Source organism: Microbacterium sp. ZOR0019, from assembly GCF_000800925.1.
In the GTDB taxonomy this organism is placed as follows: Bacteria; Actinomycetota; Actinomycetes; order Actinomycetales; family Microbacteriaceae; genus Microbacterium; species Microbacterium aurugineum.
The window spans coordinates 1-13,951 of sequence record NZ_JRKC01000096.1; the positions used below are offsets into that span (position 1 = coordinate 1).

Genomic DNA, 13,951 nt, shown 5'->3' on the forward strand with positions numbered 1-13,951 from the left:
CAGGCGGCGTACCGGGCGCGGGAGTGCCGGGCGCGGGAGTGCCGGGCGCGGGAGTGCCGGGCGCGGGTGCTAGCGCAGAAGACCCAGGCTCGCGAGAGCCTGACGGATCAGGGTGCCTCGACCGTTCTCCATCTCGGCCGCGACCGCGTCGGATCCTGCGGCCTCCGGCGAGAACCAGGTGACCTCGAGCGCGTCCTGACGCGGCTCGCACGTTCCGGTGACGGGCACGACGAAGGCCAGCGACACGGCGTGCTGCCGATCGTCGTGGAAGGCGCTGACACCGGGGATCGGGAAGTACTCGGCCACCGTGAACGGCAGCGGCTGCGGCGGGAGCAGCGGGAAGGCCATCGGGCCCAGGTCGTTCTCCACGTGTCGGAAGAGCGCCTCGCGGATCGTCTCCCCGAAGCGCACACGTCCGGAAACGATCGTGCGCGTCATCTCCCCCATCGGGGTGGACCGCAGCAGGATGCCGATCTCGGTCACCTGGCCGGAGCCGTCGGTGCGCACGGGGATCGCCTCGACGTAGAGCATCGGCAGTCGCCGCCGCGCCTCCTCCAGCTCGAACTCGCTCAGCCAGCCGGGGTTCGCATCCGGAGCCGGCGGGTTCGCGTCTCGGAAAGCGCCGAGACCTTCGTCTTCGGGCTCCGGGTCGGGATCAGGTGTACGGACCGCCATGTGTCCTTTCTACCAGCCGCCTCCTCGGACCGACACCGGCCCCACGTCGGCGGCTGCTGGCAGGATGACGGTGTGAGCGAGAACCTGACGATCGACGACACCGCGACCCGATGGTCGTCCCTCGACCGCGGACGGATGCCGCTGCTGGTCCTTCTGCACGGCTACGGGGCCGACGAGCACGACCTCTTCGGGCTCACTCCTTATCTGCCGGAGGGCATCGCCGTGGCTTCCGTCGCTGCACCCCTCACGCCTCCGTGGCCGATGCCGGGCCGCTCGTGGTACCCGATCGAGGGGCTCGAAGGGCGCGCCCCCGAGGCCGTGACCGCTGCCGGGGAGGCCTTCCTGCAGTGGCTCGCCACGGCCGTCGGAGATGCCCCGTCGGTCGCTCTGCTGGGCTTCTCGCAGGGTGCCGCGGTGGCACTGCAAGCGCTGCGGCTCGCGCCCGAGCGCATCGACGCCGTGGTGGCGCTGAGCGGATACGCCGCACCGGGCGAGCTGCCGAACGACGAGGCGCTGACCGAACTGCGCCCCTCCGTGTTCTGGGGCCGCGGCACGAACGACGACGTCATCCCGACCGCACTGATCGACCACACGGCACAGTGGCTCCCCGCGCACTCCGAGCTTTCCGGACGGGTGTACACGGGTCTGACCCACAGCATCTCCGAAGAGGAGCTGGTCGACGTGCATCGGTTCCTGGCGAAGTGGCTCGAGCGGATCCTGTCGCCCTGATCAGCGCGGGGGCCGATCCCCGTCGGCATCCGGCTCGCCCGGGAGAGAGTCACCCTCCCCGTCCTCGGATTCCTCGCCCTCGGCCTCGTCCTCGGCAGGGCGGCGTGACGTGCCGCCGGACGTGATGGCGACCGAGAGCGCGATGCCGATCGCCATCCCGATCCCGATGCCGAGCGCCCAGTTCTGCAGCGCGGAGCCGAGGGACACGCCGATCGCCATTCCGAGTGCGAGGCCGACGCCCAGCCCCATCCGCGAACGGGACTCCTGGGGACTCGGACCTCGATCTGCCATGCCTCCACGCTACGCATCCCTGCGCACGGCGGCATCCCCCGCGCGACGGATGCGCGACACGCCCGGGTTGCGCGGCACCGACACGCCCGGGTATCTTCGGGGAGTCCTGTCCGCCGTGTCTGGAAGTCCTTTGATCTGATCCGTCGCCTCCGCGCCTCTCTTCCCGCGCGCTGACCCGACGATCGCCGACTCCACGGCAGACCCGCTCCTCCGCGACCTGTGACTCCACACGTCCGGCCGGTGCTCGGTGTCAGTGCACCCTCGCACTCGACAGGAGACACCCATGTCAACACCCACTTCCCTTCACGCGTCGGTCACCCTCGACCGGCTCGCCTTCGCCTGGCCGGACGGCACGATCGCGCTCGACGGCGTCTCCGGCAGCTTCGGTTCCGGTCGCACGGGCCTGGTCGGTCGCAACGGCGCCGGCAAGTCCACACTGCTGCGGCTGATCGCCGGTGAGCTCGACCCCACCTCGGGCATCGTCACGGCGTCCGGCGATGTCGCGTATCTCCCGCAACAGCTGACGCTCGATGTCGACCGTCGGGTCGCGGAGCTTCTCGGCGTCTCCGCGGCGCTCGACGCCGTCCGGGCGATCAGCGCAGGCGACATCGACCCCGCGCACTTCGACGCCGTCGGCGACGACTGGGACATCGAGGCGCGCGCCGAGGCCTCGTTGGCGGAAGCCGGCCTCGCGCCGGAGTTCCTCGACCGCAGGGTCGGCGAGCTGTCCGGCGGCGAAGCGGTCCTGGTCGCGATCGCCGGCATCCGCCTGCGCCGCGCGCCGATCACGCTGCTCGACGAGCCGACCAACAACCTCGACCGTGACGCCAGGGCGAAGCTCGGCACGATGGTGCGCGCCTGGAAGGGCACGCTCATCGTCGTCAGCCACGACCTGTCCCTGCTCGAGTTGATGGACGACACCGCGGAGCTGTACGCCCAGACGCTCAGTGTGTTCGGCGGACCGTACTCGCAGTGGCGCGCCTGGCTGGATGCCGAGCAGGATGCGGCGAAACAGGCCGAGGTCACCGCCGCCCAGGCGTTCCGCAAGGAGAAGCGCCAGCGGATCGAGGCCGAGGTGAAGCTCGCCCACCGCGCACGCACGGCGAAGAAGGCCGAGATCGAGAAGCGGGTCCCGAAGATCATCGCCCACGGCCGCAAGATGGCGGCCGAGGTGTCGGCCGGCAGGCTCCGCACCGAGGTCGGGGCGAAAGAGGATGCCGCACGGTCGGTGCTCGACGACGCCGGGAGACGCGTGCGCTCCGAGGCGTCGATGAAGATCGAGTTGCCCGATCCCGGGATGTCGCGCAGCCGCCGGATCGCGACGATCGGCGATCACGAGCGGGCCTGGGTGATCCAGGGCCCCGAGCGGGTGGCGTTGATCGGGCGCAACGGTGCCGGGAAGACGACCCTGCTGGAGCGGTTGGTGGCCGGCGGCGTTCACAACTCAGGAGAAACGGCTCCCCTCGAGGCGCCGAGGGCGGAGGAAGGCGGATCCGAGACGGAAGTCCTGAGTTCTGAACGCCCGAGCCTGCATGCCGAGGCCCACACCGACCTGGTCGGCTACCTGCCGCAGCGGGTCGACGGTCTCGACGAGAAGCGCTCGGTGTTCGAGAACATCGCCGCCGCGGCGCCGCACGTACCGGAGAAGGAACTGCGCAACCGCCTCGCCCGGTTCCTCATCCGAGGGGCCACCGCGGAGCGCCCGGTGTCTTCCCTGTCCGGTGGCGAGCGCTTCCGCGTCGCGCTGGCGACGCTGCTGCTCGCCGACCCCGCCCCGCACCTCGTGGTGCTGGACGAGCCGACGAACAACCTCGACCTCGACACGGTCGACCAGCTCGTCGACGCCCTCCGCGCCTACCGCGGTGCGGTGCTCGTGGTGAGTCATGACGACGCGTTCCTGCGGCGGCTCGACCTCGACCTCACCCTCGAGATCGACGGGGACGGTGCGCTGCGGGAGGTCTCGCTGGAGCCCTGACGCGTGGGAGGACGGCCCGGATGTCCCCGGCCTCGACGAAGATGGAGACATGAGCGATGTGCTCGACCGCTTCACCCCGGCCACACAGGACTGGTTCCGGGGTGCGTTCCCCGCGCCCACGCCGGCCCAGGCGGGTGCGTGGGAGGCGATCTCCGCCGGGAAGCACGCTCTGGTCGTGGCGCCCACGGGCTCCGGAAAGACGCTGTCGGCGTTCCTGTGGTCGATCGACAGCGTCTTCCGAGAACGCACGTCCGAGGCCGCGCTCCCGGCGAAGGGCGAGCCTCGAACCCGCATCCTCTACATCTCCCCCTTGAAGGCACTGGGCGTCGACGTCGAACGCAATCTGCGCTCCCCGCTGATCGGCATCGGCCAGTCCGCGCGCCGCCTCGGTGTGCCCGCGCCCGCGGTCACGGTGGGAGTGCGTTCGGGCGACACCACGTCGAGCGACCGCCGCAAGCTGGTGTCGGATCCGCCCGACATCCTGATCACCACCCCCGAGTCGCTGTACCTCATGCTCACAAGCCGCGCGGGCGAGACGCTGCGGGGCGTGCACACCGTGATCATCGACGAAGTGCACGCCGTCGCCGCCACCAAGCGCGGCGCGCACCTGGCCGTGAGTCTCGAACGCCTCGACGCGCTGCGCCGCACGAACGGCATCGAGACACCGGCACAACGGATCGGCCTCTCGGCCACCGTGCGTCCGATCGACGAGGTCGCGCGGTTCCTCGGCGGGTCGGCTCCGGTGGAGATCGTGGCACCGCCGGCGTCCAAGACCTTCGAACTCGGGGTCGTCGTACCGATGGACGACATGACCAATCCGCCGCCCCCGCCCGGTGTCGCGGGCGAGACCGTGGATGCGGAGTACACAGAAGTCACGGGCTCGGTCTGGCCGCATGTGGAGGAGGCGATCGTCGACCGCATCCTGCAGAACAACTCGACGATCGTGTTCGCCAACTCGCGGCGCCTGGCCGAGCGGCTCACAGGCCGTCTCAACGAGATCCACTCCGAGCGGATCGGCGTCGAGCTGCCCGCAGCGACCGTCCCTGCGGCCATGATGGCGCAGGCCGGAGCCACGGCCGGCGCCGACCCCGTGCTCGCCAAGGCACACCACGGATCGGTGTCGAAGGAGCAGCGCGCCCAGGTCGAGGAAGAGCTCAAGTCGGGCGTCCTGCGCTGCGTCGTCGCGACGAGCAGCCTCGAACTCGGCATCGACATGGGTGCGGTCGACCTCGTGATCCAGGTCGAGGCCCCGCCGTCGGCGGCTTCCGGCCTGCAACGCGTCGGACGCGCAGGACACCAGGTGGGCGAGATCAGCCGTGCCGCGCTCTTCCCCAAGCACCGCGGCGATGTGCTGCACACCGCGATCGTCACCGAGCGGATGCTGGCGGGGAAGATCGAGGCGATCCAGGTGCCGCGCAATCCGCTCGACATCCTCGCCCAGCAGACCGTCGCGGCGAGCGCCCTCGGTGCGATCAGTGTGGAGGAGTGGTTCGAGACCGTCCGTCGTTCGGCACCGTTCCAGTCCCTCCCGCGTTCTGCGTACGAGGCCACGCTCGATCTGCTCGCCGGACGCTTCCCGTCCGATGAGTTCGCCGAGCTGCGTCCGCGACTCGTCTGGGACCGCGACGCGGGGACGCTGACCGGGAGGCCCGGCGCGCAGCGCATCGCGGTGACCAGCGGCGGGACGATCCCCGACCGCGGACTGTTCGGGGTCTTCGTGGCCGGCGAGACCACCGGTGCCCGCGTGGGCGAGCTCGATGAGGAGATGGTCTACGAATCGCGGGTGGGCGACGTGTTCACGCTCGGCACGACCAGTTGGCGGATCGCCGAGATCACCCACGACCGTGTCAACGTGATCCCCGCCTACGGACAGCCCGGCAAGGTACCGTTCTGGCACGGCGACGGCATCGGCCGGCCGTTCGAGCTCGGCGAGGCGCTCGGCGCCTTCGCGCGGGAGGTGTCGACGGCACCTCCCGAGAAGGCGGCACAGCGACTGATCGATGCGGGCCTCGACGAGCAGGCTCGAGAGAACCTCCTGGCGCACCTCACGGAGCAGCGCGAGGCGACGGGCACGCTCCCCACCGACCGCACGCTCACGGTGGAGCGAGGTCGCGACGAGGTCGGCGACTGGCGGGTCATCCTGCATTCCCCGTACGGCATGAAGGTGCACGCGCCCTGGGCTCTGGCGATCAACGCCCGCGTACGCGAACGCCTGGGCGTCGAGGGATCGGCGGTCGCGAGCGACGACGGCATCATCGTGCGGATCCCCGACGCGGAGGCGGAGCCGCCGGGCGCCGAACTGTTCGTGTTCGAGCCCGAAGAGCTGGAGCACATCGTGACGGAGGAGGTGGGCGGCTCGGCCCTGTTCGCCTCCCGCTTCCGCGAGTGCGCGGCCCGCGCGCTGCTCATGCCCCGCATGAACCCGAACAAGCGCACCCCGCTGTGGCAGCAGCGGCAGCGGTCGGCGCAGTTGCTCGAAGTGGCCAGGCGCCACCCCACGTTCCCCGTGATCCTCGAGACGCTGCGCGAGGTGCTGCAAGACGTCTACGACCTCCCCTCCCTGCGCGCCCTCGCGACGTCGATCGCCGACCGCCGGATCCGCCTGGTGGAGACCGAGCCCGGCCAGCCGTCGCCCTATGCCCGCGATCTGCTGTTCGGCTATGTGGGCGCGTTCATGTACGAGGGCGACTCGCCCCTCGCCGAACGCCGGGCAGCCGCGCTGTCGGTCGACCCTGCGCTCCTCGGCGAGCTGCTGGGCACGGTGGAACTGCGTGAACTCCTCGACCCCGAGGTGCTCGTCCAGTTCGAGCGCGAGGCCCAGCGGCTCGACCCCGACCGTCGCGCGCGTGGCATCGAGGGCGTGGCCGATCTGCTGCGCATGCTCGGGCCGCTCGATGCAGAGGAAGTGGCCCTGCGCCTCGACCCGGAGAGCGTGCCCGGCGCAGCGGGCGACACCGTCGGGGCGGATGCCGCCGCCGCGCTGCTGGGCGACCTGGTCGCGGCCCGGCGCGCGATCCCCGTGACGGTCGGCGGGATGAGCCGTGTCGCCGCCATCGAGGATGCCGGGCGACTGCGCGATGCGCTGGGCGCCGCACTCCCGACGGGGATCCCGGTCGCGTTCCTCGAACCCGTCGCCGATCCGCTGGGCGATCTCATCGCCCGGTATGCCCGCACGCACGGCCCGTTCACGACGGACGCCGTCGCCACCCGGTTCGGACTCGGCGCCGCGGTCGCCCGTCATACGCTTCAGCGCCTGGAGACCGCGGGGCGCCTCACCAGCGGGTACTTCCTCCCCGAGGCCGCCGGGAGCGGCGACGCGATCGAGTGGTGCGACGCCGAGGTGCTCCGCCGACTCCGCATGCGCTCGCTCGCCGCGATCCGCGGATCCGTCGAACCGGTCTCCCCCGAGGCCTACGCCCGTTTCCTCCCCGACTGGCAGCACATCGGTCGCCCTCTCGAAGGCGTCGACGGCGTGCTCGCCGTGATCGAGCAGTTCGCGGGCGTGCCGATCCCTGCGAGCGCGTGGGAATCGTTGGTGCTGCCCTCTCGCGTGCGCGACTACACGCCCGCCCTTCTGGACGAGCTCACGGCAGCCGGCGAGGTGATCTGGTCCGGCCACGGCACGCTCCCGGGACGCGACGGCTGGGTGTCGATGCACCCCGCCGATCTCGCGCCGTTCACGCTGCCGGAGCCCGATGCCGAGATCGCCTCCGATTCCTTGGAGTCGCGGATCCTCCTCGCCCTCGACGTCGGCGGCGCGTACTTCGCAGGGCAGCTGAAAGACATGGCGGCCGCCGAGAACGAGCAGTCCGTCCTCGAAGCGCTGTGGTCGCTGACCTGGTCGGGCCACGTGACCAATGACACCTTCGCGCCGATCCGCTCGCTGCTCGCCGGCGGCTCGCAGGCGCACAAGGTGAAGCGCCGCGCCCCCCGCGCCCGCACCTACCGCGGTGTGTCCTTCACCGGTTCCGCCGCGCCGAGGCCGCCGTCGATCGGAGGCCGATGGTCGTTGCTGCCTCCCGTCGAGAAGGATGCTTCCCGCCGGGCCACCGTGACCGCGGGTCTCCTCCTCGATCGCTACGGTGTCGTCACCCGCGGTGCGGTCCAGGCGGAGGGCCTCCCCGGCGGCTTCGCCCAGGCATACCGCGTGCTGGCGGGCTTCGAAGAGGCCGGGCACTGTCGTCGTGGCTACGTGATCGAGAAGCTCGGGGCCGCCCAGTTCGCCGCGTCCGGAACGGTCGATCGTCTGCGCACCTATGCGGGACTCGCCGATCCGCCCCCACGCGATGCCGTGACCCTCGCCGCCACCGACCCCGCCAACCCCTACGGTGCCGCTCTCGGCTGGCCCAAGCTCGACGGGGTCTCGCACCGCCCGGGGCGCAAGGCCGGCGGGCTCGTGGTCCTCGTCGACGGAACACTCGTCCTCTCCCTCGAGCGCGGCGGACGCACGGTGCTGGCGTTCAGCGAAGACGGCGACGTGCTGCGGGCCGCGGCCACCGATCTCGCGGCGACCGCACGCGCACGCCGGCTCGACACCCTCACGGTCGAGAAGATCAACGGCGAGGGCGTGTACGGCACCGAGCTCGCCCTCGCCCTGCAGGAGGCGGGGTTCGTGGCGACGCCCCGCGGCTACACCCTCCGCAAGGTCACCTGAACGATGCACCTACGCTGGAAGCCATGATCCGAGAGTTCGCCACCGGCGTCCGCACGCTGTTGCACGGGTTCGGGCTGTGGCGCACGCGCCCCGGGCTCATGATGCTCGGTCTGATCCCTGCGATCATCGCGGTCCTGATCCTCGCCGCAGCGCTGATCCCGCTCGTGATCGGCATGCCTTCGGTCTCCGCGTGGCTCACGCCGTTCGCGGAGGGATGGATCGAGCCGTGGAAGGGCCTGTTGCGCGCGGCCGTGGGCTTCGTGGTCGTCGCAGCCGCCCTCGCCCTCGCCAGCGTGGTCTTCAGCGCACTGACGCTGACCATCGGCGACCCGTTCTACCAGCGCATCTGGCACGCCGTCGAGGGCGATCTCGGTGATGCTCCCCCTGCCGACGGCGGCAGCTTCTGGACCACGATCGGCGAGGGGCTGCGTCTCGTGGTGCTCGGCATCCTGATCGCGATCCTGGTCCTCCTGATCGGCTTCCTCCCTGCCGTGGGGGGATTCCTCGGCGCGATCGCGGGTGTGGTGCTGACCGGCCGACTGCTGGCGCGCGAACTCACCGGGCGTGCCTTCGACGCTCGTGACCTCAGCCCGGCCGACCGTGCCGCCCTGTTCTCGGGCAGCCGGGCGCGGGTGCTCGGTTTCGGCGTCGCCACCCAGCTCTGTTTCCTGATTCCCGGTGGTGCCGTCGCGGTGATGCCGGCTGCGGTCGCCGGCAGCACCGTGCTGGCGCGCGACATGCTCGCTCGTGCCGCCGTCACGGCCTCCCCTCACCCCCCGCTGCTCCCGCCTCCACCCGCGCCGTCCGAGGCTCCCTGATGCCCGAGGGCGACACGGTCTTCCGCACGGCGCGACGCCTCGACGAGGCTCTGGCCGGGTCCGAGGTGACCCGGTTCGACCTTCGTGTCCCCCGCTTCGCCACCCTGGATCTGACCGGTCAGCGGGTGCACGCGGTGGTACCCCGGGGCAAGCACCTGCTCGCGCGCATCGGCGACAGCACCCTGCATTCCCATCTGCGCATGGACGGGGCGTGGTTCGTCTACCGCCACGGCGAGAAGTGGCGGCATCCGGCCTTCAAGGTCCGCGCGCTCATCGGCACGGCCGACCGTGAGGCCGTCGGTGTCGATCTCGCCGAGATCGAGGTCGTCCCGACCCGCGACGAGGAACAGCTGGTGGGGTATCTCGGCCCGGACCCGCTCGCCGATGACTGGGACGCAGACGAGGCGAACCGGCGGCTCGGTGCCGACGCCCGCAGTATCCACGTCGCCCTCCTCGACCAGCGCAACGTCGCGGGATTCGGCAACGAGTACGCTGCAGAACTCCTGTTCCTCCGGGGGATCCTGCCGACGACGCCGACGCCGGAGGTCGATGTCTCCGCTCTTCTCGACCTCGGTGTGCGCACCATCCGCGCCAACCGCGACCGCCGCAGCAGGACCTTCACGGGCATCGATCGACCGGGTCAGGGCACCTGGGTCTACGGCCGCGCCGGGCGCCCCTGCCGACGCTGCGGCACCCTCATCCGACGCGGCGAACAGGGCGCGGATCCGACACGCGAACGCGTGACCTTCTGGTGCCCGTCGTGTCAGCGCTAGTCACTCGCCGTCGGTGACGAGCACGGGCCTGGCGTTCGGCGGAGGGGTTCCGACCTCCGCAACGGTATGGCCGCTGCAGGCCGCGCTCGTCAGGGTCGCCTTTTCGATGTTCGACACGACGAACCAGCGCATCGCGTCGCGCAGCAGGCACCACCCGACGAGGTACCACTGCCCGTTCGTGGAGGCGAACATCACGGGCTCCACTTCCCTCGTGGTCGTGGCCCCGACGCGCGACGTATAGCGGATGCGGACCGTACGCTGCGCGGACATCGCCTCCTCCAGGACCGATCGGACGGTGCGTGAGGACGAGGGCGCCCCCGCCACCCAGATCCGACGTGCGAGGTCGGCCGCGCGGCCGCGCGTGGCGGGATCGAGGACGTCCAGGATCTTCCGGACCCCGGCCGAAGCCAGATCGGCGTACGGGGCGTCGGACGCCGCGGAGACAGCCGCCAGGAGCGCCACCGCCTGGGCCGGCGAGAGGGTGATCGGCGGCAGATTCGCGCTCGGAGCCAGACCGTAGCCTCCTCCGGGTCCGGGTCTCGACCAGACGGGCGCGCCACTGCTCGCCAAGGCGGTGAGGTCTCGCTTGACGGTTCTGACGGACACCTCGAACTCCGCCGCCAGCCGCTCGGCCGGGTAACCCCTGGTTCCGCCGCGACGCAGCATCTCGGACAGCGCATGAAGTCGTTCGCTCCGCCTCACTCTGCACACTCCGATGAATTCATGACAGAAATAGTGCCATACAGCTGTCCGCACACAGTGCGAGCATCGGGTCATGACGACAGCATCGAGTACTCCGACCATCCTCCTGATCGCGGGCCACTGGCTCGGCGCGTGGGCCTGGGACGAGGTGCGCGCGCACCTGGCGGCGGACGGATCGGACGCCATCGCGCTCACGCTCCCCGGCCTGGACCCGGATGACCCCGACCGTTCCTCACGGACTCTCGACGAGCAGGCGGCGGCGATCGAAGCGGCCGTCCTGCGCTCCGGAGCCACGGCGGAGCAGCCGGTCGTGCTCGTCGGGCACAGCGGAGCCAATGCCCCGGTCAGCATCGTCCTCGATCGGCACCCCGCGTTCGTCCGCCGTGTGGTGTGGGTCGATTCCGGCCCGGTCGCGCCGGGAAACGTGTTCGCACCGGACCTCCCGGAGACGGTGGAGGCGCTGCCCCTGCCACCGTTCGACGTTCTCGGACAGCAGGCCAGCATCGAGGGCCTGAGCACCGCGATGCTCGACCGCTTCCGCGAACGGGCGGTCCCCGAGCCGGGACCCGTGCTCCGAGCTCCGGTGCCGCTCTCCGACGATGCGCGCCGCCGGATCCCCACCACCATCGTCTGCTGCTCGATCCCGAGCGCGCAGCTGCAGGAACTCGCCCGCGCCGGACATCCCATGTTCGCCGAGGTCGACGCACTCGAGAATCTGGAGCTCGTGGACCTGCCCACCGGCCACTGGCCCATGTGGAGCCGTCCCGCGGATCTCGCAATGGCGATCCGCGACGCGGTCTCGCGCGTGGGCTGAGCACCGCGGACACCGAGGACATCCATCCGAGGGAATGAATCCACCCCTGCCGTGGTTGTTGATATATCCGGAAGAGACTCCGGAGCACGGGAGGAATCGTGGGTAAGAACTACGTCGACATCGAGAACGACCAGGGAGCGACGCTGCGGTACCGCAAGCACGCGAACGGTCGGGGTCTCGTCGCGCATGGCGCGAAGGTGCATCCGAAGGCGCACATCGAGGCGGGTGCCTACATCGAACCGGGCGCGCGCGTCGGCGCCGGGGCGACCATCGCCCGCGGCGCCTGGATCGACGAAGACGCCGTGGTCGGGGAAGGCGCGTTCGTCGACGCGCACGCGCACATCGGCCAGGGTGCCGCGATCGGCGACCACGCCTACGTGGGTGTCCGCACCGATGTCGGCGCCGGAGCGCGCATCATCCGCGGCGCCAGGATCGGCGACGACGAGACCGTCGCGGCCGGGCTCACCATCGCGACGGATCAGAAGGGGCTGTGGCTCGCGGCCTGACGGGGTGACAGCCGGGCCGTCACGACTACAGCAGGCGGCGCTCCGACGCCCACGCGGTGAGTTCGTGGCGGGAGGAGAGCTGCAGCTTGCGCAGCACGGATGACACGTGCGTCTCGACCGTCTTGATCGAGATGAAGAGCTCCGAAGCGACCTCCTTGTAGGCGTAGCCGCGGGCGATCAGCCGCATGACCTCCTGCTCACGCGCGGAGAGGCGATCCAGTTCGTCGGTCGCCGTCGCGGTCTCACCGGCGACCGCTCCGAAGGCGTCAAGAACGAACCCGGCGAGCCGCGGTGAGAAGACCGCATCCCCGTCCGCCACGGCGTGCACGGCGCTGCTGACCTCGATGCCCGATGACCCTTTGGTGATGTAGCCGCGGGCGCCCGCCCGGATCACGCGCACGACGTCGGCGGCAGCATCCGAGACGCTGAGCGCGAGGAACCGCGCCGCCGTGGCCGACCCGCGGATCACCGCTTCTCCGCCCGCGGCATCGTCGCCACTCCCACCCGGCAGGTGCACGTCGAGCAGGACGACGTCCGGCTGTGTCTCCGCGATCACGGCGATCGCGGACGGCACGTCCGCCGCCTCGCCGACCACGTCGACACTCGCATCGAGGTCGGCACGCAGGCCGGAGCGGAAGATCGAGTGGTCGTCGACGATCACGACGCGGATGCTCTCAGGCATGGTCGTCCTCCCGGGTGGGGATCGGTCGCCCCGCCGCCCGGTCGTACGGCGGGGCCGCCAGAATGCTCAGATGCACTTCGGTCCCGTTCGCGTCGCTGCGGACCGCTCCGGTACCACCGGCACGACGCATCCGGCCGATGATCGACTCCCGTACCCCGAGGCGATCGCTCGGCACATCGTCGAGGTCGAAGCCCTCACCGCGGTCCCGGATGAAGACGTCGACGCCCGCGGCGCTCCCCTCGATGTACACCGAGATGTCCCCGCCGGCATGCCGCGCGGCGTTGAGGATCGCCTCTCGGGCCGCCGCCGCGAGTTCCCCGCTGGCGCGCTCGGTGGACAGGCCCGCCGACACGACGTCGATGCGCACCGGATAGTCGAGCTCGAGGGCTCCCGCGTAGTCACGCAGATCCGTCGGGAGGTCGCTGTCGGCCGGTGCGTCGCCGTCGTACAACCATGCGCGCAGCTCGCGCTCCTGCGCCCTGGCGAGGCGGGCCGCCTCGCTGGAGGCTCCTGCCCTGTTCTGGATCAGCGCCAGCGTCTGCAGCACGGAATCGTGCAGGTGCGCGGCCATCTGGCTGCGCTGCTCCTCGCGGATGCGGCGCACCCGTTCGCCGGACAGTTCGCGCCATCGCGGGATGAGGGCCGAGGAGATCACCGCAGCGAGCCCGGCGAGAGGGAGGAGCACGAGCGCCACCCCCGAGCGCGCGACGGGCCAGGAGAGCAGCACGGTGAACAGCAGGGCGAGCAGCACGAGAGCCAGGATCCGGACGGTCATCGTGTGTCGCGGTCCGCGCGCGGTGTCGGTGCGATCGATCAGGGTCGCCCAGAGCCCGGCGCCCGTCGCGAAGCCCACCGTGCCACCGACGACGACCGCGGCGAGATCGGGCGGGATGGATCCACTCAGCCAGTCACTGCCGCCGCGCCAGGCCAGCACGATGAGGATCCCGACACCGGCGGGAGCGAGCAGCAGCCAGGCGACCGGTACGCGTCTGGTCGGGGCCTCCTCCCCCTCGCTCCACGGCGTGAAGGCCCAGCACCAGGCGTAGAGGAGGATGCCGGCGCCGCCGCACAGCGTCAGCGCGAGGAACAGCGCTCGCACCAGCCCCACCCGCACGCCCAGGTGTCGCGCGAGGCCCGCACTCACCCCGGCCACCAGGCAGTCGCGATCACGGGTCAGCGGCGGGCGCGGCGCAGCGATGGGCGCTGATCGCGCGGGAGCATGCGCCGAAGAGGACATGTCGCCCATCCAATCATCCGCATGGGCGCTCCGGGTCCTCCCCTGGCCAGAATCAGGGGCCACTCAGGGGTTCCCCCCATGGCAGGGGCCCGACG

General features: G+C 71.1%; 12 protein-coding genes. 7 read left to right on the top strand and 5 right to left on the bottom strand.

Translation table 11 applies throughout. From position 1 onward, the window contains the following. Nucleotides 1-69 precede the first annotated feature (69 nt). Nucleotides 70-675, bottom strand: a complete 606-nt coding sequence (locus tag L978_RS17155; RefSeq protein WP_047524563.1) for an NUDIX hydrolase family protein — start codon at nt 673-675, stop codon at nt 70-72. A gap of 72 nt (nt 676-747) precedes the next feature. Between L978_RS17155 and L978_RS17160 the strand changes: the two genes are divergently transcribed. Further along, a complete protein-coding gene (locus L978_RS17160; protein ID WP_047524565.1) occupies nt 748-1,404 on the top strand; it encodes an alpha/beta hydrolase in 657 nt (218 codons plus the stop codon). Here the strand turns inward: L978_RS17160 and L978_RS19040 are convergent, their stop codons facing one another. Next, complete coding sequence (locus L978_RS19040; protein WP_197055684.1) at nt 1,405-1,695, bottom strand: hypothetical protein; 291 nt, start codon at nt 1,693-1,695, stop codon at nt 1,405-1,407. A gap of 283 nt (nt 1,696-1,978) precedes the next feature. Between L978_RS19040 and L978_RS17170 the strand changes: the two genes are divergently transcribed. Genes L978_RS17170 through L978_RS17185 form a run of 4 tightly spaced genes read left to right on the top strand, consistent with a single transcriptional unit; the run spans nt 1,979 to nt 9,915 of the window. Beyond that, on the top strand, nt 1,979-3,670 hold the full coding sequence (locus L978_RS17170) for an ABC-F family ATP-binding cassette domain-containing protein (protein ID WP_047524568.1): 1,692 nt from the start codon (nt 1,979-1,981) through the stop codon (nt 3,668-3,670). A gap of 49 nt (nt 3,671-3,719) precedes the next feature. After that, the gene (locus L978_RS17175) at nt 3,720-8,324 is read left to right on the top strand and encodes an ATP-dependent helicase (protein WP_047524570.1); all 4,605 of its coding nucleotides are present in this window, start codon (nt 3,720-3,722) and stop codon (nt 8,322-8,324) included. A gap of 23 nt (nt 8,325-8,347) precedes the next feature. After that, nucleotides 8,348-9,142, top strand: coding sequence for an EI24 domain-containing protein (locus tag L978_RS17180; protein WP_047524572.1), 795 nt, complete (start codon nt 8,348-8,350; stop codon nt 9,140-9,142). After that, nucleotides 9,142-9,915: a DNA-formamidopyrimidine glycosylase family protein gene (locus tag L978_RS17185; protein ID WP_047524574.1), complete on the top strand. Its 774-nt coding sequence runs from the start codon at nt 9,142-9,144 to the stop codon at nt 9,913-9,915. The genes L978_RS17180 and L978_RS17185 overlap by 1 nt, the downstream gene beginning before the upstream one ends. Here the strand turns inward: L978_RS17185 and L978_RS17190 are convergent, their stop codons facing one another. Beyond that, on the bottom strand, nt 9,916-10,617 hold the full coding sequence (locus L978_RS17190) for a helix-turn-helix transcriptional regulator (RefSeq protein WP_047524575.1): 702 nt from the start codon (nt 10,615-10,617) through the stop codon (nt 9,916-9,918). Between the two features lie 73 nt (nt 10,618-10,690). Here L978_RS17190 and L978_RS17195 point away from each other — a divergent pair, with 73 nt between their 5' ends. Next, nucleotides 10,691-11,431: an alpha/beta fold hydrolase gene (locus tag L978_RS17195; protein ID WP_047524577.1), complete on the top strand. Its 741-nt coding sequence runs from the start codon at nt 10,691-10,693 to the stop codon at nt 11,429-11,431. Between the two features lie 98 nt (nt 11,432-11,529). Further along, the gene (locus L978_RS17200; RefSeq protein WP_047524579.1) at nt 11,530-11,937 is read left to right on the top strand and encodes a DapH/DapD/GlmU-related protein; all 408 of its coding nucleotides are present in this window, start codon (nt 11,530-11,532) and stop codon (nt 11,935-11,937) included. A gap of 25 nt (nt 11,938-11,962) precedes the next feature. Here the strand turns inward: L978_RS17200 and L978_RS17205 are convergent, their stop codons facing one another. Both L978_RS17205 and L978_RS17210 read right to left on the bottom strand, forming a co-directional pair. Further along, on the bottom strand, nt 11,963-12,619 hold the full coding sequence (locus L978_RS17205; RefSeq protein WP_047524580.1) for a LuxR C-terminal-related transcriptional regulator: 657 nt from the start codon (nt 12,617-12,619) through the stop codon (nt 11,963-11,965). Next, the gene (locus L978_RS17210) at nt 12,612-13,865 is read right to left on the bottom strand and encodes an ATP-binding protein (RefSeq protein WP_231555095.1); all 1,254 of its coding nucleotides are present in this window, start codon (nt 13,863-13,865) and stop codon (nt 12,612-12,614) included. Before L978_RS17210 ends, L978_RS17205 begins: the two co-directional genes overlap by 8 nt. Between the last annotated feature and the right edge of the window lie 86 nt (nt 13,866-13,951).

Bases quoted from the DNA above. Each gene is read 5' to 3' on its own strand.
- L978_RS17185 (WP_047524574.1), top strand. From the start codon at position 9,142: ATGCCCGAGGGCGACACGGTCTTCCGCACGGCGCGACGCCTCGACGAG.
- L978_RS19040 (WP_197055684.1), bottom strand. From the start codon at position 1,695: ATGGCAGATCGAGGTCCGAGTCCCCAGGAGTCCCGTTCGCGGATGGGG.
- L978_RS17210 (WP_231555095.1), bottom strand. From the start codon at position 13,865: ATGGGCGACATGTCCTCTTCGGCGCATGCTCCCGCGCGATCAGCGCCC.
- L978_RS17195 (WP_047524577.1), top strand. From the start codon at position 10,691: ATGACGACAGCATCGAGTACTCCGACCATCCTCCTGATCGCGGGCCAC.
- L978_RS17205 (WP_047524580.1), bottom strand. From the start codon at position 12,619: ATGCCTGAGAGCATCCGCGTCGTGATCGTCGACGACCACTCGATCTTC.
- L978_RS17175 (WP_047524570.1), top strand. From the start codon at position 3,720: ATGAGCGATGTGCTCGACCGCTTCACCCCGGCCACACAGGACTGGTTC.
- L978_RS17170 (WP_047524568.1), top strand. From the start codon at position 1,979: ATGTCAACACCCACTTCCCTTCACGCGTCGGTCACCCTCGACCGGCTC.
- L978_RS17180 (WP_047524572.1), top strand. From the start codon at position 8,348: ATGATCCGAGAGTTCGCCACCGGCGTCCGCACGCTGTTGCACGGGTTC.
- L978_RS17155 (WP_047524563.1), bottom strand. From the start codon at position 675: ATGGCGGTCCGTACACCTGATCCCGACCCGGAGCCCGAAGACGAAGGT.